Annotated in this window: 15 protein-coding genes, 1 tRNA gene and 1 pseudogene; 14 read left to right on the top strand and 3 right to left on the bottom strand. The window is 60.8% G+C overall.

The features are described 5' to 3' along the window. Positions 1-532: 532 nt before the first annotated feature. From EOC93_RS11035 to EOC93_RS11025, 3 genes are all read left to right on the top strand, one after another. The gene (locus EOC93_RS11035; protein WP_095488532.1) at positions 533-1144 is read left to right on the top strand and encodes a hypothetical protein; all 612 of its coding nucleotides are present in this window, start codon (positions 533-535) and stop codon (positions 1142-1144) included. A 286-nt stretch (positions 1145-1430) separates the two neighbouring features. Continuing rightward, complete coding sequence (gene ubiM, locus EOC93_RS11030; protein WP_206073007.1) at positions 1431-2612, top strand: 5-demethoxyubiquinol-8 5-hydroxylase UbiM; 1182 nt, start codon at positions 1431-1433, stop codon at positions 2610-2612. Between the two features lie 256 nt (positions 2613-2868). Then, the gene (locus tag EOC93_RS11025; RefSeq protein ID WP_245461434.1) at positions 2869-4692 is read left to right on the top strand and encodes an EAL domain-containing protein; all 1824 of its coding nucleotides are present in this window, start codon (positions 2869-2871) and stop codon (positions 4690-4692) included. 1889 nt (positions 4693-6581) lie between these two features. Here the strand turns inward: EOC93_RS11025 and EOC93_RS11020 are convergent. Together EOC93_RS11020 and EOC93_RS11015 are read right to left on the bottom strand one after the other, a co-directional pair. Next, positions 6582-7904 (bottom strand): integrase, encoded by a 1323-nt coding sequence (locus EOC93_RS11020; RefSeq protein ID WP_126105066.1) that lies wholly within the window; start codon positions 7902-7904, stop codon positions 6582-6584. Between the two features lie 114 nt (positions 7905-8018). After that, positions 8019-8108: transfer RNA gene (locus EOC93_RS11015), tRNA-Ser, on the bottom strand. A gap of 359 nt (positions 8109-8467) precedes the next feature. Between EOC93_RS11015 and EOC93_RS11010 the strand changes: the two genes are divergently transcribed. The 5 genes and pseudogenes from EOC93_RS11010 to EOC93_RS10990 all read left to right on the top strand — a co-directional run bounded on the left by EOC93_RS11010 (position 8468) and on the right by EOC93_RS10990 (position 12031). Next, positions 8468-9184 carry a hypothetical protein gene (locus tag EOC93_RS11010; protein WP_127204619.1) on the top strand — a complete coding sequence of 239 codons (717 nt, stop codon included), beginning with the start codon at positions 8468-8470 and terminating at the stop codon, positions 9182-9184. A gap of 108 nt (positions 9185-9292) precedes the next feature. Beyond that, positions 9293-9616, top strand: coding sequence for a hypothetical protein (locus tag EOC93_RS11005; RefSeq protein ID WP_127204618.1), 324 nt, complete (start codon positions 9293-9295; stop codon positions 9614-9616). Between the two features lie 75 nt (positions 9617-9691). Then, a pseudogene (msrA, locus tag EOC93_RS11000) lies at positions 9692-10345 on the top strand (peptide-methionine (S)-S-oxide reductase MsrA); the annotation flags it as partial. A 220-nt stretch (positions 10346-10565) separates the two neighbouring features. After that, positions 10566-11555, top strand: a complete 990-nt coding sequence (locus tag EOC93_RS10995) for a BMP family ABC transporter substrate-binding protein (protein ID WP_127204617.1) — start codon at positions 10566-10568, stop codon at positions 11553-11555. Between the two features lie 110 nt (positions 11556-11665). Then, positions 11666-12031: a VOC family protein gene (locus EOC93_RS10990; RefSeq protein WP_127204616.1), complete on the top strand. Its 366-nt coding sequence runs from the start codon at positions 11666-11668 to the stop codon at positions 12029-12031. Between the two features lie 93 nt (positions 12032-12124). On the opposite strand, the gene EOC93_RS10985 is transcribed toward EOC93_RS10990, so the two are convergent. Continuing rightward, positions 12125-12334, bottom strand: coding sequence for a SlyX family protein (locus tag EOC93_RS10985; RefSeq protein ID WP_095488524.1), 210 nt, complete (start codon positions 12332-12334; stop codon positions 12125-12127). Between the two features lie 317 nt (positions 12335-12651). Here EOC93_RS10985 and EOC93_RS10980 point away from each other — a divergent pair, with 317 nt between their 5' ends. The 6 genes from EOC93_RS10980 to EOC93_RS10955 form a co-directional block, all read left to right on the top strand. Continuing rightward, complete coding sequence (locus tag EOC93_RS10980) at positions 12652-14184, top strand: ABC transporter ATP-binding protein (RefSeq protein WP_127204615.1); 1533 nt, start codon at positions 12652-12654, stop codon at positions 14182-14184. Continuing rightward, positions 14181-15320: an ABC transporter permease gene (locus tag EOC93_RS10975; protein ID WP_127204614.1), complete on the top strand. Its 1140-nt coding sequence runs from the start codon at positions 14181-14183 to the stop codon at positions 15318-15320. Before EOC93_RS10980 ends, EOC93_RS10975 begins: the two co-directional genes overlap by 4 nt. 1 nt (position 15321) lies before the next feature. Then, positions 15322-16293, top strand: coding sequence for an ABC transporter permease (locus EOC93_RS10970; protein WP_127204613.1), 972 nt, complete (start codon positions 15322-15324; stop codon positions 16291-16293). A gap of 242 nt (positions 16294-16535) precedes the next feature. Beyond that, positions 16536-16928, top strand: a complete 393-nt coding sequence (gene cdd / locus EOC93_RS10965) for a cytidine deaminase (protein ID WP_127204612.1) — start codon at positions 16536-16538, stop codon at positions 16926-16928. Continuing rightward, entirely contained in the window at positions 16925-17743 is an 819-nt protein-coding gene (locus tag EOC93_RS10960; protein ID WP_127204611.1) for a purine-nucleoside phosphorylase, read from the top strand. Before cdd ends, EOC93_RS10960 begins: the two co-directional genes overlap by 4 nt. After that, a partial coding sequence (locus EOC93_RS10955) for a thymidine phosphorylase (RefSeq protein WP_127204610.1) occupies positions 17743-18618 on the top strand: 876 nt, incomplete at its 3' end. The genes EOC93_RS10960 and EOC93_RS10955, both read left to right, overlap by 1 nt.

The raw sequence follows: 18618 nt of genomic DNA, 5'->3' as shown, positions 1-18618 counted from the left end.
GGCTGATGCCACGAAAGTACCTCGCGTGGCCGACGAGAGCTTGGCAATGTGCGCACGGGTTCCAAAGTGGAACGTCGCGATCGATCACCCGACCGAGAACCGACAGTGCCGGTTGGTCATGTCTGGCTGATCCAGATCAGGGTCATACTCATCGGTGTGGTCTATAGACCAGTCTTCGAGGGAGAAATGCATGACTCACGGAAAGTTTGGTCGTCATTATCAGCACCTTCACGGTGCCGGGTTTTTCTGTCGTGTGGTCGGCTATGCCTTGTGCTTACGGCGCAGCCATTTACCTGACCAGGGTCGTGTGTATCTCGCTTGCTGGCTGGCCATCAGCGTGGCTGCGCGGAAACGGGGGCCGATCAACAGCTTTCGCCTTTGATGGGTTGTGTGCGTCGTTCCCGATCCATCCGGATTCCCGGCCCGCGCCTTGAGGCTATGCGACGGCACCGGAACTCAGCGTACGTCACGCGGTTCCGGGCGCGTGGTGTCCGCTCGTCACGACGATCAACGAACAAACGGCTGGAGTGCCATGAAAACCGTTCACATCATCGACTGCCACTACGCGAAAGACTACTACCACGACAAGCACGAGGGACCGATCCTGCAGCAGTTGTTAAAGGCTTTCAACATCCACTCGGACTATCGCATTACTTTGGACCGAAAGCATTTTCGTGAGGCTGTAGTCCAAGCGAACAAGGCGAAGTGCGACGTGCTTCACATCGCTGGGCACGGCAATGGAGACGGGATCGCTTCATCCAGTGGGCGAGGTAGCCTACTTTGGGCTGACTTCGTAGAAATGTTCCAGGGCTCGGATCCAGCGCCGAAGATCCTCGTGATGTCAACGTGCTGCGGAGCATCATCGGGGTTGGGACGTGCGTTTTCGAGATCGACCAACCGTCCGAAGTTGATCATTGGTTCGAGTGACGCGCGCTATTTCGACGACTATGTCGCCGCGTGGGCTTTGCTCTATCGGCGACTGAATTGCAAGGACATCGACATCGAAGCCATGCAGCAGGTTCTTGCGAAGATATGCGCGGTCGTGCATAAAAGTTTCCGCTACCTTGGCTGGGATGACGAGAGAGAGCGCTACGTTCGATACCCTAGCAAGAGAACCCGCTTCGACGTCGTGGAGCGTGAGTAGCTATGCGCACGGGTTCCAAGTGGAATGTGGCCATCGATGCGGCGCCGCCGTGGCTGACCAGCGTCGCGAGTGTCTCGCTTGCTGGCGGCGATCTGCGCGGCTGCGCGGCGAAAGGGCGGGTTCGGTTAGCCGCATCCACCTCTGAGCGGGTTGCGTGCTTCGTTGCCGATCCATGCGAATCCCGCGGCCCAGCGCCTTTAGGCAATGCGGCGGGCACGGAGCTCAGCGGATGTCACTCGGCTCAGTTCCACCGTTACACGAGGATAGCCGACGGGATGGCGGCACGCTGATGGGCTCTGACGAGAATTTTGACATCGTTGTCGTTGGAGCCGGGCCGGTCGGCCTTTCGTTCGCTGCGTCGCTTGCCCAAAGCGAACTCAAGGTGGCAGTTGTTGAACAGAACACATTCTATAGTCTGGCGAATCCGGCTTTCGATGGTCGCGAAATCGCGCTGACCAACGCTTCGATCAGAACCCTTCGCGAGCTCGGCGCCTGGGATGTCATCCCGGCTTCGGACAAATCAGCACTTCAAGGCGCGCGCGTGCTCAACGGCTCGAGCGCATTCGCTCTTCGTTTCGATCCTCCCAGCAACTCTGGAGAACCGCTGGGGGTTTTGGTTCCAAATTGCCGGATCCGCGAGGCGCTGTTCAAAATCGTCCGCTTGCAGGATCGCGCCCGGCTGTTGTGCGGCCACTCGGTCGTCGATGCAACAAACAGCCAAGAAGGAGCAGTCGTAACGCTCTCTAATGGCGCGCGTTTAACTGCTCGGCTTGTTGTTGCCGCGGATTCGCGTTTGTCCGCCACGCGTGATCTGCTGGGCATCGGCGCCGATATCAACCGGCTTGGCCACTCGATGCTGATTTGCCGAGTGAGGCACGAGCGCGCCCACCACCAGATCGCCATCGAATGGTTCGATCACCATCAGACGATAGCGATATTGCCCCTCGCGGAAGGCGTGTCGTCGCTGCTGCTCACATTGCGCTCAAACGAGGCCTATAGACTGCTTGCCTTCGATGACGATTTGTTCCTGTCGGAGTTGACGAAACGGTGTCGAGGGCGCCTTGGAAAAATGACCTTGGCAAGCAAGCGCCATACCTATCCGCTGGTCACGACGTGGGCGCACAAATTCCGGGCCCCGAGCGCCGCACTCATCGGCGACGCTGCCATCGGCATGCACCCGGTGACCGCTCACGGATTCAACATCGGCCTCAGCAGCCAGAAGCAGCTCGCCCGTGGAATCATGACTGCGTGCCGCGACGGCCGCAATGTTGGCGACCCCGACATGCTGCACATATACGAAAGGCGGCTGCGCCTGTCGGCGGCGCCGCTCTACCATGCAACGAACATACTGGTTGGACTCTACTCCAGAGACCACCTGGCGGCACGGCTTGCAAGGCATCTGGGGCTTCGCTTTGCCCAACATGTTCCCCTTGTCCGGCATGGGATTTCGGCGGAGCTCCAGCGGTGATACTGCACCAGCAGTTGCATTTTTGCGCGATTTGCTGGGCGAGCGATGCGAGAGAGTGCATCATGCGCCGAGTAATCCTGCTCCCGACGCTGATCTCCGATTGAAGAATTAACCCGTCCTTCAGGGGGGCTGCGTAGGCTGCGGACAAGCAGGAGTAAGCAAGCTGACCCGTCCAGCCCTGGAAAAAGAAGATCCGCTGGAGGCGAGAATCCTTCAGGACCAGCTCGCTGATCTGAGGGCAGGCCTTTTCGTCTCAATGCCGATAAGCATTGTGCTGTCCGGGCTGATTTTGACCGTGCAGGCCCTTTCCGGGAACGGTCTTGCTGGCGCGGCCTGGTTTTCGGTCGTTAATGCGATAAATGCCGCCCGCCTTGCACTCGCCCGTCATCAGCTGAAGGAACCCGGAGTCCAGGATGATCTGACACGGGTTTGGCTGCGGCTTCGCTGGTTTGGCAGGCTTGCTCTTCTGGCGGGATTCACCTGGTCATTCCTTGCCGTCCTAACGGCTGGGTACACTACGTCTCAAGCATCGCTGCATCTAATAATTCTGGCGGGCATTTCAGCTGGCGCGGTCACGTACGGCAGCTCATATGCTGCGGCAGCGATATACTTCATCACACCGCCACTCCTCATTGCCGCCGCATGCTTGCTGACGAAGGGAACCCTGGAAAACTACATTCTGGCTTTTGCCGTCCTGCTTTTCGAGGGCGGCCTGGTTCGAGCCTCGTTCGTTGGACAAGCGCGATTCCGTGACGCGAGCCGCCTGAGACATCAAGCCGAGCGGCTTGCCGCGGAAATGGAGCGCAATTCCAGGGAGGACCATCTTACCGCGCTCCTCAACAGGCGCGGCCTCGAACATGCAATCGATCAGTTTGAGAACACTGATGGGCCCTTTGTCGCCATGCTGATTGATCTGGATGGGTTCAAATCTGTCAACGATACCTACGGTCACAGAACGGGTGACGAGCTGCTTGTCAGGATCGCCCGCCGAATAGAGGAAGAAGCACCGGAGGGCTCAACGCTCGCCCGCATCGGTGGGGATGAATTCGTGCTGGTTTTTTCTTCGCGAAAGAATTCTCCTTCTCCCACCAATCTCGCGTCCAATCTCATAGCCAAGCTTGCTCGCCCCTATTCTGGGATCGCATCGGTCCGCATTGGAGCGTCTATAGGAATCTACTTGGCTGAAAACCCCGGACTAACGGAAATGTTGTTGCGGGCCGACATCGCCCTTTACACAGCTAAGCGCCGCGGCAGGAATGAATTTTGTCTGTTCGATGCCGAGCTAGCCCGGGAACTGCAACGCCGCCAGTCAATCGAACGCGATCTTCATTCGGCGATAACGATGAGAAGCTTGGTCCCTTGGTTCCAGCCAATCGTAAGACTCGAAACTGAAGCCGTCGTCGGTTTTGAAGCCTTGCTAAGGTGGTCTCACCCGCTTCACGGTCCCATTTCTCCGCCCGAGATCATGACAGCGGCACGCGAAACTGGAATGCTTCAGCTGCTAACTCAAACGGTATTCGCCGACTGTTGCGCTCTTATCGAGGGCTTGGTCAAAGCTGACTGTCGTGATGTTCGTGTGGCGATGAATGTTTCACCGCGCGAATTGGAAGCTGGCGATATTGACGACATGATTCTTAATGGTCTGGCGGCAAAAGACCTCCCTGCAACGATGTTCGATATCGAGATTACCGAAGAAGCCCCAGTGGATCCGGACAGAGTGGATGAAAAGCTCGGCCGGCTTTCACATGCTGGCATTTCTATCGCGCTCGATGACTTCGGCACCGGTTTTTCGACGTTGGCATCGCTCAAGGACAGTCGGATCAGGAAGGTGAAAATAGACCAGGGCTTCATTCGCGGCTTAGCCAAGTCCCGGGAGGATCGGCTGCTTGTCAAAGCGGTGATTGATCTTGGTAGGACGCTCGGGATCGAGGTCATGGCCGAGGGCGTTGAAACAGAGGCAGATCGGCAAACTCTGTACAAGCTTGGCTGCAGAACCGCGCAGGGCTTCCTGTTCTCTAAGGCAGTGCCTCTCCATCTGGCACTTGATTCGGTAGTAAAAGAGCACGCGAAGGAGTTGTGACCGGCCTCTCCGTCCGTGCTGCTCGCGGAACTTTCATGTGGGGTGGACCTGGCGCGCGAAAGCCGTTTCGGACGGTAGAGTTATTGCGGGGGCGGAACTGAGCACGTGGTTTGGATGCAGCAATCCGGTCCACCGGCGCACACGCAGCGGCTTGATACAAGCGTTCAAGTTGCGAGATGAGCTTGAGTGAACGACGTCGGAGAATTGCGTCCCTTGGACGCTCGTTTCGCGGTTCCCGTAGGATTCGAATACAGGCAAGCGTTCTTGGCCGCTTCTCGGCTCAGCGCTCATCCGGATGAACAACGTACCCGCGGTCAAGGTCTTCGCGACCTCAACGCAGTCACCATCCCGCAACTTCACGTCCAGAACAGCAGCGGCCGGGGGCTGTCCTTGATCAAGCGCTCAGCCTCAGCACAGGGGCTGGAGCAACGGTATAGCCGGCTTCGCAAAGAGCGCACTCTTGATCGAGTGGGATCAAAGCTTCGTCCGTCGACAGCGAGAACCAGAGGCTTCTCAAACCCTGCCACGAGATCAATTGGCGCAGCGGTCACGACCGTCTCACGCCTGACGAATTGAAGAGCGCGGAAAACGTGTATCGGAATGCGCTGGCTCACCATAGCAAGCTGCCACGGCATGTCGAATGTCCGCAAGCGGTCGGACCGTTCCCTTGCATTTGTGTCGATGACGGGATCTCAAAGCTAAAGCCAGGGGAGCTCTATAAAATCGCACCCGATCGGGCTGCGCAACCACGACCAGCTGAGGCCCGATCGGGTGCTAAGGTCGTGCCAAAAAGACGCGTCACTGTCGCATTTCTAACTGGCTTGCGGTGTCGCGCCTCTAAATCGCTTTGACACACAGCGACCGGCTAAGGCTGGATGTGCGGTCGAACATATGGACGCCAGCGTAGCCATATCGCGTTTTCATCCCTTGACCGTACCAATTCTATCCGCTCCTCGCAATTAGAGATTGCCTGTCGGCTACTCATATCGAGCGATGTTTGTCGCCTCGATTGCCTCGCCAATGCCGATCATGCAGCCTGCCGGATGAACGGACGAACATCCTCGAGTCGAATAAATGGACCAGACCGACGAGAGTTCAGAGTGGGGCGACAAGCGACGCGCTAGAGTTCTTCGGACGTCATCTCTTGGCGATCATGCCCCTTCTCTCAAGTGCGCTTAGCGGCGCCGATGGCGAATAGCGCAAGCTTTTCCATCCGTTTCTACTCCACTACCGAGACTCGTCACCAACCTCCTTTTATTCGCTTCCATATGGCCCATCCTGTTTCCAATCGAGGAGGAACGCGAACATGAGCCAAGCCGTAGAACGTCTCAGTCTCGGGAATTCTTCTGCTCGCCAAACTGCCGTTGTCGCCGGCACCAGGTTTGGCACCGTGACAGTGCACGACAAGATATCAGGCGTTCCTGTCTGGGCTGAACTTTTGAATTCGAGCCGGAGGGACGGGTGTTTCAAAATTTTTGTCGGTTTTAGGCAGAGCGGAATTGTCCCTCCGATGGCCTGCGCACCGGTCAAGCTTCGTGAGCACTTCAGGTTCGTCGATCAGGCATAGGTTTCTGTCACGATGCAACGTGCTGGCCGTTTGCCTAGTTCGGAAGCTTTCGAGAGGCGTTGCGCGCCTTGCTATGGCGTCGCCCCTTTTTCCGATCCATCGGCCACGGAGCTCGAATGCTGTCTAGCTGTTGCGGCCTACTTGGTCATCCGTCATGGAGATGCCTATACACCGACCTTCGAAAGGCTGGAATACGAGGTCGAACAAATGCGGCGGAAGCTCGGAAATCGCGAGCGAGCGCAGCGCGTGCTGGCCACGCTCAACCTAAATGGCTCGGACAGCTGGAGCCGTGAGGTTGGTTCTCACGGCCTGGATGGCGCAATCACATTCGCCCGGGCGGGGTAAAAGCGATTTTTTGGAGCCACTCGCGCTTTTGCGCTAACGAAGGTCCCGCGCCGTATTTCGGCCGGATCCATTTGTGGCCCATCAGAGAGGCAATTACCTTCTCCGGCGCCTCAACTGCCGTCAGCCGGTCCTCGAAAGTGTGTCGCAGGCTATAAAGACTATGCTCGGAAGTCGGCAGAAGTTCCTTGCTGGCGAGCACCTTGTTGACGAGCGCTGAAAGTGAGGCGGCCTTGTCGCGATAGCGAGGAAAGCCGTCCGGATGGAGCTTGATGGCTGCAAGTGCGCCGCCAACCAAGGGAATGTCACGGGCTGAATGACCGGTCTTCAAGCGACGGCCATTGGGGCGCACCCGCACATGCGGGATTTCTTGATCGAGGTGGATTGTTTCGGTGGTGAGGTTTGCCGCTTCAGAAAGCCTGAGTCCGGTATCGGCAATTACATAGATTAGATGGCGGGCTTCGTCATTGAGTCCGTCGAGCGCGCCTTCAGCGAGTATCTTCTCCTGAATGAACTCCGCTGGGAACGCAGCGCGTTGCCCGGGGACGGCGCCGGAAAGACGGAGGTTGCGAAAAACCGGCTCCAGCTTGAGCTGGTGAGTCAGATCGACGACGCGCAGCATTTTCGAAACATGGCCGATGTCCTTGTTGGCCGTACCGATATCAAGTCCGTCCTCAACGATCCGCTTTTGCCACCACTCGCGGAACGCGACTGCGTCGTCCCGAGTGAGGCTTGCGATCTCCTTGTCGCCAATGACTCCAACCAGATTGGCAACTGCGCGCTTTTTGGGGTTACGCCATTTCTTGATTTGGTTGGGCGACATAGTCAGCAAGTTCTGTTGCTCGATCGTCTCGAATTCCTTGATAAGACCGCTCAGGCGGACCGCTGGCCGCTTCTCCCCACCCATCACCGCCGAGACGTCCTCCGCGTCCTCGATCGATTTTTTGTCGAGAAGCAGCTTGATGCGGGCCATGAGTTCGTCGAGCGGCCCCGCTGCTAGTTCCTCGTTAGTGCGATAGGCCAATCCAAATGACCGCGCGCGCTTCCTCGCGGCTTCGAAACGCAGCCCCGCCTCGGCGGATTGGCCTTCCCGCAGTCTACGCCAATACGCCTCCAGCCCTGCGCCGAGGCTTTGCACTGCATCTCGCGCCCGTACACCGCGGGGATCGTCAGCCACGGCGACCCCCGTGGAAATGCGTACCAGGCAGCGGCGATCAAACGCCGCGAATTCCTTCGGCACCCTGCGAACGAGATACCAGATGCCTTCACGTTTATGCGGCCTTGGCGCTGCCGAACGTCGCATTATCTTTCTCTAATGTTACACAGTTTGTTACACAGTCTGAGATAGGTTTCGCTTCGCACTGGTCAAGCGCAACAAGGAAGTTTTTGAAAAGAAAGGATTTTTATGGAAGCTGGATGGCGGAGAGAGCGGGATTCGAACCCGCGTTACGGTCTCCCGTAAACACACTTTCCAGGCGTGCGCCTTCAACCACTCGGCCACCTCTCCGTCTTGGCATTTCGCGTCGGCCGGTTTTGCCACGCGGGTTGGGGAGATGCTTCTCCCTTGGGGATTCCGGTCCGGAACTCCGCACCGTGGGCGCCGTCAACCAGCGGACACCCTTTCCCGCACCTGAGCCGTCAAAGCAACAGACGCGGGGCTCATCTAGTCGATCCAACGTCGAATGCCAAGCCATAACGGCACTCTATTCGCTTTGCCGGGTACAGATGGTTTTGCGATGCCGCCGGCGCAATGCTCCCGAGCGGCGGCTGTCGAACGACGTGCACGGGAAAAGGCCGAAAAAACCTGCCGCGCTTGACTTCGCTGTTGGCCGCCTATCGAGTGTCCGTCAGCTTTGCGGGGGTGGCATGACATCGAGCAACAATCAGCCGGCAGCCGGTCGGCCGGCGGGGCGACCGGACAGCGGGCTGTCCTACATCCCGCCTAGTTGGCTCGCCTTGATCATGGGCTGGTCTGTCTACGGGATGATCTCGGCATGGCCGCTGACCAGCGACTACGGCCTGCCGGACAGCGTTTACTATCTCATCTATGGCAGCCTCGCCGCCAGCATCGTCACTGTTCTGTGGGGGCTTTTTGTCCTCGGTCTCGCCTTCAACCGATCGGCGCGTTTTCCCAGGCATTTCACCCTCTGGCAGGTCGTCACCATTCTGTGGCTGCTGGCGAGGCAGTGCTATATTCTCGTCACGCCGGACTTCGTTTTCTCGGCCAGAGGACTGGCCTTCACCGGCGCTGAAATCGCCGTCGGCCTGCTCTGCATCTACCTTCTGCGCCGCGGCTCGGGCGCCGATGCAGTCTATGCCAATTCGGAAATGGAACGCCCGCCGGTGCTGGCCTCGATCACCGCCGCCTTGCTCGGGGTCATTCTCGGCGCCGCACTCGGTGCCTGTGCCGGGTTTTTCGCCGGCTTGATGGTCGCGAACCTCACCGACATGAGCTGCTTCGAGGGTGCCTGCGCCTATTTTGCCCTGTTCGTCGGGTTGGCCGGGCTGGTTGTCGGCGCGGTGGCGGGCGGTGTGTTCGCTGTCTGGCGCGTCAATCGGCGAAAGCTGAAACCGGCGGCGTAGCTTCAAATTCGCGTGTCGCGATTGCGAACAAAGCGCGCGCACACTATCTCTCTGTTCGAAACAGACGTTGCAGTCTGTCTGCTAAAGTCCTGGGGAGGAAAGGTCTGCATGTTTCGCTTTCTTTTCCGTCTCGCGGCAATGCTTGCGCTTTCGGTCTCCGTCATCATGGCGGTGCTCGACACGACACGCTCGGTGGCGGCCTCGGCGCTGGTCATGACCCCGCTCAACACAAGCTGGCTCGCCGTCTCGCCGGATACGCGAAGCGCCTTCGAAAGCTTCGTCCGCGACAAGCTTGGTTCGCTGCTGTGGGACGGCGCCATCGCCTGGGTGCTCAACCAGCCCGGCTTCGCCGTGTTCGCGGTGCTTGCCTTCATTCTCTACATGATCGGCTACAGGCGGGAGCGGCCGACAGGGCGGTTCGCCCGGACTTGATGAGTTGTTGTTGACGGCCTTCCGGCGTCCCCAAACGAAGAGAAATCCCAAATCAAAGAGAAAGGGAGACCGCGCATGTTTTTTCTCAGCGACATGCTGAACAAGAAGCTCAATCTGCCGAAGCCTGCCGAGGCGCTGCCGGGTCGTGCCAAGCCTATCCCGACGGCATCCAAGCACTTTGTCTCGAAGCGGCCGCTCAAGGGGCCTTATCCCGAGGGGCTGGAGACAGCGATGTTCGGACTGGGCTGCTTCTGGGGTGCCGAGCGTATGTTCTGGCAGGTCGAGGGCGTATGGGTCACGGCTGTCGGCTATGCGGGTGGCGTCACCCCCAACCCGACCTACCAGGAAACCTGCACCGGTTTGACCGGCCATGCCGAAGTCGTGCTCGTCGTCTACGACCCGAAGATCGTGTCCTATGCACAGCTTCTGAAGCTGTTCTGGGAAAGCCATGACCCGACGCAGGGCATGCGCCAGGGCAACGATGTCGGCACCACCTACCGCTCGGCGATCTACACGTTCGGTGATGCGCAATACCAGGCGGCGATCGCTTCGCGCGACGCCTATGAGGCCTCGTTGCGCGGTGCTGGCCGCGGCAAGATCACCACCGAGATCGCGCCGGCGCCCGAATTCTACTTCGCCGAGGAAGACCACCAGCAATATCTGGCGAAGAATCCCTACGGCTATTGCAACCTGCAGGGCACCGGCGTTGCCTGCGCCATCCCGGCTGCCGCTCCGCTTGAGGCCCTTGGCGAGGCGATGATCCGTGGCGCCGGGATGCGGCGCCACGCTTTTCCAAAAGGTCAAAATTCCGCGTGAATTTTGTTTCGGGCCGTGCCAGATTGGCCCGAAGCGGGAGGAAGACGCTCCTGTCTGATGTCGCATGCCTGCCGGAGAACCGGGCAGGCGGGCGGTGCATAACGGAAAAAATAACCGACAGGGTGTGGATCACATGAAACGTATTGTTCTCGGCCTCCTGGCCGCAACTGCGATGGTTCTTCCGGCCTTCGCCGCGGACATTCAGCCCGCGCTTCTCTACGATCTCGGCGGCAAGTTCGACAAGTCGTTCAACGAGGCGTCCTTCAATGGCGCCGAAAAATTCAAGGCCGAAACCGGTATCGCCTATGTGGAATTCGAGGTCAGCAACGCGACCCAGCGCGAGCAGGCGCTGCGCCGTTTCGCCGAGGATGGCCGCAATCCGATCGCCATGGCGGGCTTCTCCTGGGCGGATGCGCTGGAGAAGATCGCCGTCGAGTTTCCCGACACCAAATTCGCCATCATCGACATGGTCGTCGACAAGCCCAATGTCCGCTCCGTCGTCTACAAGGAGCAGGAAGGCTCCTACCTCGTCGGCGTGATGGCGGCGATGGCCTCGAAGTCGAAGAAGGTCGGCTTCATCGGCGGCATGGACATTCCGCTGATCCGCAGATTCGGCTGTGGCTATGTCGGCGGCGCCAAGGCAGCCGGCGCGACCGATGTCATCCAGAACATGACCGGCGACACGCCGGCAGCCTGGAACGATCCGGCCAAGGGCGGCGAAATCGCCAAGACGCAGATCGACCAGGGCGCCGACGTGATCTATGCGGCGGCAGGCGGAACCGGTGTTGGCGTGCTGCAGGCAGCGGCGGATGCCGGCAAGCTCGGCATCGGCGTCGATTCCAACCAGAACGGCCTGCAGCCCGGCAAGGTGCTGACCTCCATGGTCAAACGCGTCGACGTTGCCGTCTACAACACCTTCATGGACGCCAAGAACGACAAGTTCACCGGCGGCATCAACGACCTCGGCCTCAAGGAAGGCGGCGTCGACTACGCGATGGACGACAACAACAAGGCGCTTGTCGATGACGCGATGAAGGCGGCGGTCGAAAAGGCCAAGGCCGACATCATCGCCGGCACAGTCAAGGTGCACGACTACATGTCGGACAATTCCTGCCCTTATTGATCGACCGACATCGCGGATCTGATCAAAGCCGCCGGGGTGAAAACCCGGCGGTTTTGCGTTATGGATGGCGGACCGCAAAAATAATATCCGGCAAGAGGAGGTAACGGCCGATGGCGACGGTGACGGGAATAGGCGGCTTCTTCTTTCGCGCCAGCGACCCGCAAGCGCTGACCGCCTGGTACGAGAAGCATCTGGGCATTGCCGACATCGCCAAGACCGTCTGGAAACAGGAGGCTGGCCCGACCGTCTTCGCACCGTTCCGTCGAGAGAGCGACTATTTCGGTCGCATGGATCAGCAGTGGATGATCAATTTCCGCGTCGATGACATCGATGCGACCGTGGCCGATCTCAAGGCGGCGGGCATCGCCGTCGAAACTCGCGCCGAATGGGATTCAGAGGCCGGCCGCTTCTGCCGCATTCATGATCCCGAAGGCAATCCGATCGAACTTTGGCAGCCGTCGAAAGCCGCTGCCTGACCTGAGAACCGCGTGGGCCGGCTGCACGTATTCGCGGCCGTCCGGCTATGCGGTCGCTTTCACCGGCCACGCTCGTTGCTCTTCCTCAGTCGCTCACCAATGCGGCGGCTTGGTCACCGGCACGTCCGGTGCGGCCTGTTCCTCCAGAGCCAGGAAGCGGTCGGTCAGTGCATCGAGCTTGCGCTGCATGCGCTCGATCACCTTCCACTGCTCGGCGATCTGGCCGGACAGTTCCTCGATGGTCTTCTCCTGCTCGGCGGCGCGGATTTCCAGCGTCGTCAGCCGGTCGGCGGGCATGGTCATTTGAAAACCTCGAATTCTTGCTGCGCAACTCCCAAGAGATGCGAATTTCGGTATTCGCCACATTAGAGCGACGGGCGTCCAATTGGACGCACAAACTACGCTCTGACACTTACAATCTTCGCATCGTGCTTTCCGAAAATCGAATCCGGTTTTCCGGCCGATGCGACAGCGAATGTGAAGGCTGCGGCCACGTTCGAAATTGACAAGCGCGCGGTGATTTGTCGAGAGTGAACGCTGCTCCGGCCAATTGGCACAGACGGGGCGTCATGCTAGGCGTTTTGACCAAGCGATAAAAAAATAAGAGTGGGACAGGCTGCATGACGCAAGCCGCAATCGAGCTGATCGGCATCAACAAGAGTTTTGGCGCCGTTCGCGCCAACCGCGACATCAATCTGGAGATCGTGCGCGGCACCATCCACGGCATTGTCGGCGAGAACGGCGCCGGCAAGTCGACGCTGATGTCGATCCTCTATGGGTTCTACCAGGCCGACAGCGGCGAAATCCGCGTCGGCGGCCAGCCGGCGTCGATCAAGTCGCCAAACGACGCCATCGCGCTCGGCATCGGCATGGTGCATCAGCATTTCATGCTGGTCGACAATTTCACGGTGCTGGAGAACGTCATCCTCGGCGCCGAAAGCGATGCGCTGCTGAAGAAGAGCATCGCCAAGGCGCGGTCGGAGCTGGAACGGCTCGAGCGCGAATATGGGCTGGAGGTCGATCCCGATGCGATCATCGAGGAGTTGCCGGTCGGCCTGCAGCAGCGTGTCGAAATCCTCAAGGCGCTGTATCGCGGTGCCGAGATCCTGATCCTCGACGAGCCGACGGGCGTGCTGACGCCCGCAGAAGCCGACCATCTGTTCCGCATCCTTAGGCAGTTGAAGGAGCAGGGCAAGACGATCGTGCTGATCACCCATAAGCTGCGCGAAATCATGGCGATCACCGACACGGTCTCGGTCATGCGCCAGGGCACGATGGTGGCGACCAGGGAGACCAAGAAGACGACAGTCGAGGAGCTGGCCGAGCTGATGGTCGGGCGCCGTGTGCTGCTCAGGGTCGAGAAGGGCGAGGCGGAAGCCGGCGGCGTCAAGCTCGCGGTCAAGAACCTGACGGTGAAGGATTCCCGCGGCGTCACCATGGTCGACGACATCTCCTTCGAAGTGCGCGCCGGCGAGATCGTCGGCATCGCCGGCGTCGCCGGCAACGGGCAATCCGAAATGCTCGAGGCGATTTCCGGTATCAGGCGCGCCGTCTCGGGCTCCGTCATGCTCGACGGCAAGCCGATCGATCTCACCGGGGCCGCCGATCCCGGCGAGCTGCGCGACCGCGGGCTTGCCCATGTGCCGGAGGACCGTCATCACGTCGGGCTGGTGCTGGCCTTCGAGGAGAACGAGAATTCGATCCTCGGCTATCACGACGATCCCCACTATCTCCGGGGGCCGTTCCTCAACATCGATGCCATTCGCGACGACGCCAAGGACAGAATAGCCAAATACGACATCCGCCCGGCGGACTGCCGGCTCAAGACCGCCAATTTCTCCGGTGGCAACCAGCAGAAGATCGTGCTGGCGCGGGAAATGGAACAAGACCCAGGCGTGCTGATCGTCGGCCAGCCGACGCGCGGCGTCGATGTCGGCGCCATCGAATTCATCCACAAGCGCCTCATCGCCATGCGCGACCAGGGCAAGGCGGTGCTGGTGGTGTCGGTCGAGCTGGACGAGATCCGCTCTCTCTCCGACCGGATCCTGGTGATGTTTGCCGGCCGCATCGTCGGCGAGCGCGGACCGGATGCGAGCGAAGGCGAGCTCGGCCTGCTGATGGCTGGCGTCGAGCACCGGGAGGCGGCGGAATGAGCACTCCCTACGCCAAGCTGCCGGCCTGGGCCGATTACGGGCTGATTCCGGTGATCAATCTCGCCGTTGCCTTCGTCGTCGCCGGCTTCGTCGTGCTTCTGGTTGGCGAAAATCCGTTCCGCGCGGCCGCCGTCCTGGTCGAGGGCGCGTTCGGCCGTGGGCAAGGCATCGCGTTCACGCTTTTCTACGCCACCACCTTCATCTTCAGCGGGCTGTCGGTGGCGGTTGCGGCGCATTGCGGCCTGTTCAACATCGGTGGCGAGGGCCAGGGCTATATAGCCGGTCTCGGCATCGGCATCGTCTGCCTGGCCTTCGACAGCGTGCTGCCATGGTGGCTCACCTTTCCGCTGGCGATCATCGCCTCTGCGGCGATGGGAGCGCTGTGGGCGCTGATCCCGGCCTATCTGCAGGCCAAGCGCGGTTCGCACATCGTCATCACCACCATCATGTTCAATTTCATCGCCGCCAGCGTCATGGTCTACGCACTGGTCGGATTTTTGAAGCCGGCCAATTCGATGGCGCCGCAGACACGCACCTTCCTCGACGGCGCGCAACTGCCGAAGCTCAACTGGGTCATCGAATTGTTCGGCGCCAAGATACGCTCGGCGCCGTTCAACATCAGCTTCCTGCTGGCGCTGGCCATGGCCTTTCTGGTCTGGGTGCTGATCTGGCGCACCAAGCTCGGTTACGAGATGCGCACCTACGGCCACAGCCCGAAAGCGGCGCGCTATGCCGGCATTTCGGAGACCCGCATCATCATCGTCGCCATGATGATCTCGGGCGCGCTGGCCGGCATGATGGCGCTCAACCCGACGATGGGCGACCAGCATAATGTCGCGCTCGAATTCGTTTCGGGCGCAGGTTTCGTCGGCATCGCCGTGGCGCTGATGGGGCGGCTGCACCCGGTCGGCATCGTGCTCGCCGCAATATTATTCGGCATGCTCTACCAGGGCGGCGCCGAGCTCGCCTTCGAGATGCCGGCGATCAGCCGCGATATGATCGTCATCATCCAGGGCCTGGTCATCCTGTTCGCCGGCGCGCTCGAGCACATGTTCCGGCCCTATGTCCAGGCGCTGTTCGCCTCGCTCAGCCCGAGATCCGTCGGCATGGAAGCGATCAAGGGGAAGGGTGCCTGAGATGGATTTTTTCAACGCCATCGTCCAGGTTCTGGACTCGACCATCCGCCTGTCGGTGCCCTTGCTGCTCGCTTGCCTCGCCGGCCTCTATTCGGAGCGGGCCGGCATTTTCGATATCGGGCTCGAGGGCAAGATGCTGGTCGGCGCCTTCGCCGGTGCCGCCGCAGCCTCCGTCTTCCATTCCGCCTATCTCGGCCTTGGCATGGCCATCCTGATCTCAGTCGCCTTCGCGCTGATCCACGGCTTTGCCTCGATCACCCATCGCGGCAACCAGATCGTCTCCGGCGTGGCGATCAATTTCATCGCCGCGGGATCGACGATCATGCTTGGCCAGGCCTGGTTCCAGCAAGGTGGCCGTACGCCGGCTTTGGCCTCGGACGAGCGGTTCGGAGCGATCATCTGGCCTGGCGCGGACGCGCTCAGGGGCGTGCCGATCCTCGGTCCGATATATTCGGAACTCATCTCCGGCCATTCCGTGCTGGTCTATATCGCGTTCCTCGCCGTGCCGTTCACCTGGTGGGTGCTGTTCCGCACCCGTTTCGGCTTGCGGATGCGCGCGGTCGGCGAGAATCCGGCCGCGGTCGACACGGCCGGCATCTCGGTCGCCTGGCTGCGCTACCGGGCGCTGATCTGCACCGGGGTGCTCACCGGCATTGCCGGCGCCTACCTGTCGATGGTGCAGAACGGCGGCTTCGTAAAGGACATGACCGCCGGCAAGGGTTATATCGCGCTGGCCGCGCTGATCTTCGCCAAGTGGAAGCCGGTCAACGCCATGTTCGCCTGCCTGTTGTTCGGCTTCCTCGACGCGCTGTCGATCCGCCTGCAGGGCACGCCGCTGCCAGTGATCGGCAAGGTGCCGGTGCAACTCATGCAGGCGCTGCCCTATATCCTCACCGTCATCCTTCTCGCCGGCTTCATCGGCAAGGCGATCCCGCCGCGCGCCGGCGGCGTGCCCTATGTCAAGGAACGCTGAGCATGGCCCCAAAAAGTGGAAGCCGGTTTTCGGACCGGCCATGCGAAAAGGAAAATATGAGCATGGCCCCGAAAAGTGGAAGCCGGTTTTCGGACCGGGCCATGCGAAAAGGAAAATATGAGCATGGCCGCGAAAAAGTGGAAGCCGGTTTTCGGACCGGGCCATGCGAAAAGGAAAATATGAGCATGGCCGCGAAAAAGTGGAAGCCGGTTTTCGGACAGATCATTCTAGGGAAAAACTAAATGTCGCATGACCTGTTCGAAGCGGCCAAGGCCGCCATGGCCAAGGCCTATGCGCCCTATTCGAAATTCCCGGTCGGGGCGGCACTGCGCACCGAGGACGGCCGCGTCTTTGCCGGCGCCAACATCGAGGTCGCGTCCTATCCGGAAGGCTGGTGCGCCGAAACCACCGCGCTCGGCCACTACATCATGGGCGGCGGCGGCAGGATCACGGAGATCGCCGTGATTGCCGAGCGCATGGCGAAATGCTCGCCCTGTGGTGGCTGCCGGCAGCGGCTGGCCGAATTCTGTCGGCCGGAAACCAAGCTTTATCTCTGCGACAATGGCGGTGTGGTCGAGACTGTGACCATGGGCGATATGCTGCCCTACGGCTTCCAGGGCGATATTTTGAAATGAAGGAAGCGCTCGATCATCTCGTCGAAAGGCTGGACGGGCTGGCGCCCGCCACCGCGCTCGTGCTGGGTTCGGGCCTCGGCGGGCTGGTCGACCAGGTCGAGGACGCCGTCCGCATTTCCTATGCCGAATTGCCGGGCTTTCCCAGAAGCGGCGTCACCGGCCATGCCGGCGAGGTGGTGGCAGGACGTTTTGCCGGCACGCCAGTGCTGATGCTGTCCGGCCGCGCGCATTATTACGAGCACGGCAACGCGGCGGCGATGCGGCCGGCGCTGGAGGTGCTCGCCGGCCTCGGCATCTCGCAACTGATCCTCACCAATGCCGCCGGCTCAGTCGATCCGGACATGGGGCCAGGCTCGGTGATGCTGATCACCGACCACATCAATTTCTCGGGCTCCAACCCGCTGATCGGCGAGCCCAGCGACCGCCGCTTCGTCGGCCTGACCGAAGCCTATGATGCCGGCCTTCGCTCGGCGATCGAGACGGCGGCGAAGGCGACGGATACCGCGCTGCACAAGGGTGTCTATATGTGGTTTTCCGGGCCCTGCTTCGAGACGCCCGCCGAGATCCGCATGGCGCGCGTCATGGGCGCCAATGCCGTCGGCATGTCGACCGTGCCGGAAGTCATTCTCGCCCGCTTCCTCGGCCTGCGCGTCGCTGCCTGCTCGGTCATCACCAACCTTGCAGCAGGGATGACCGGGGCGGAGCTTTCGCACCAGGAGACCAAGGACATGGCGCCGGTCGGCGGCGCGCGGCTGGCGACCATTCTCCAGCGTGTGTTCCAGGACGGGTTGCCGGAGAGTAAGGTCTCGGCCTGATGCTTCCCCAGGAAATCATCCGCAGCAAGCGCGACGGCCACAAGCTGTCGACGCAGGAGATCGCCAGCTTCATCGAGGGCGTGACCGCCGGCACCGTCTCGGACGGGCAGGTCGGGGCGTTCGCCATGGCGGTGTTCTTCAACGGCATGAGCCGCGACGAGGCGGTGGCGCTGACGCTGGCCATGCGCGATTCCGGCGACGTGCTCGACTGGTCGGACCTGCCGGGCCCGGTCACCGACAAGCATTCGACAGGCGGCGTCGGCGACAATGTCTCGCTGATGGTGGCGCCGATCGTCGCCGCCTGCGGCGCCTATGTGCCGATGATTTCCGGCCGCGGCCTCGGCCATACCGGCGGCACGCTGGACAAGATGGATGCCATCCCCGGCTACGTCAGCCAGCCGGATGTTACGCGCTTCCGCAAGGTGGTGCTCGAAACCGGCTGCGCCATCATCGGCCAGACCGCCGATCTCGCGCCCGCCGACCGCAGGCTCTATGCGATCCGCGACGTGTCGGGAACCGTCGAATCGGTGCCGCTGATCACCGCCTCGATCCTGTCGAAGAAGCTGGCCGCCGGCCTGCAATCGCTGGTGCTCGACGTGAAGGTCGGCAACGGCGCCTTCATGGAGAAATCGCGCGACGCAACAACACTGGCGAACAGCCTGGTCGAAGTCGCCAATGGCGCCGGCCTGAAGACCTCGGCACTGGTCACCTCCATGAATGAGCCGCTGGCGTCGGCAGCCGGCAACGCGGTCGAGGTGCAAAATGCCGTCGATTTTCTCACCGGCCGCGTCCGCGACCGGCGCCTGGAGGATGTGACGCTGGCATTGGCCGCAGACATGCTGCAATCCGCCGGGCTGGTTTCGTCCAACCAGGAC

Origin of the sequence: Mesorhizobium sp. M6A.T.Ce.TU.002.03.1.1 (assembly GCF_003997275.1) — a bacterium.
GTDB lineage: Bacteria > Pseudomonadota > Alphaproteobacteria > Rhizobiales > Rhizobiaceae > Mesorhizobium > Mesorhizobium mediterraneum.
Note: the sequence above shows the minus strand (reverse complement) of the source record. Positions and strands in the feature narration are given on the sequence as shown.

Excerpts from the sequence above, each read along its gene's own strand:
- EOC93_RS10980 (WP_127204615.1), top strand. The coding sequence starts at position 12,652 with ATGACGCAAGCCGCAATCGAGCTGATCGGCATCAACAAGAGTTTTGGC.
- EOC93_RS10995 (WP_127204617.1), top strand. The coding sequence starts at position 10,566 with ATGAAACGTATTGTTCTCGGCCTCCTGGCCGCAACTGCGATGGTTCTT.
- EOC93_RS11010 (WP_127204619.1), top strand. The coding sequence starts at position 8,468 with ATGACATCGAGCAACAATCAGCCGGCAGCCGGTCGGCCGGCGGGGCGA.
- EOC93_RS10975 (WP_127204614.1), top strand. The coding sequence starts at position 14,181 with ATGAGCACTCCCTACGCCAAGCTGCCGGCCTGGGCCGATTACGGGCTG.
- EOC93_RS10960 (WP_127204611.1), top strand. The coding sequence starts at position 16,925 with ATGAAGGAAGCGCTCGATCATCTCGTCGAAAGGCTGGACGGGCTGGCG.
- EOC93_RS10990 (WP_127204616.1), top strand. The coding sequence starts at position 11,666 with ATGGCGACGGTGACGGGAATAGGCGGCTTCTTCTTTCGCGCCAGCGAC.
- EOC93_RS11020 (WP_126105066.1), bottom strand. The coding sequence starts at position 7,904 with ATGCGACGTTCGGCAGCGCCAAGGCCGCATAAACGTGAAGGCATCTGG.
- EOC93_RS10970 (WP_127204613.1), top strand. The coding sequence starts at position 15,322 with ATGGATTTTTTCAACGCCATCGTCCAGGTTCTGGACTCGACCATCCGC.
- EOC93_RS10985 (WP_095488524.1), bottom strand. The coding sequence starts at position 12,334 with ATGACCATGCCCGCCGACCGGCTGACGACGCTGGAAATCCGCGCCGCC.
- EOC93_RS11025 (WP_245461434.1), top strand. The coding sequence starts at position 2,869 with ATGCCGATAAGCATTGTGCTGTCCGGGCTGATTTTGACCGTGCAGGCC.
- cdd (WP_127204612.1), top strand. The coding sequence starts at position 16,536 with ATGTCGCATGACCTGTTCGAAGCGGCCAAGGCCGCCATGGCCAAGGCC.
- EOC93_RS11005 (WP_127204618.1), top strand. The coding sequence starts at position 9,293 with ATGTTTCGCTTTCTTTTCCGTCTCGCGGCAATGCTTGCGCTTTCGGTC.
- EOC93_RS11035 (WP_095488532.1), top strand. The coding sequence starts at position 533 with ATGAAAACCGTTCACATCATCGACTGCCACTACGCGAAAGACTACTAC.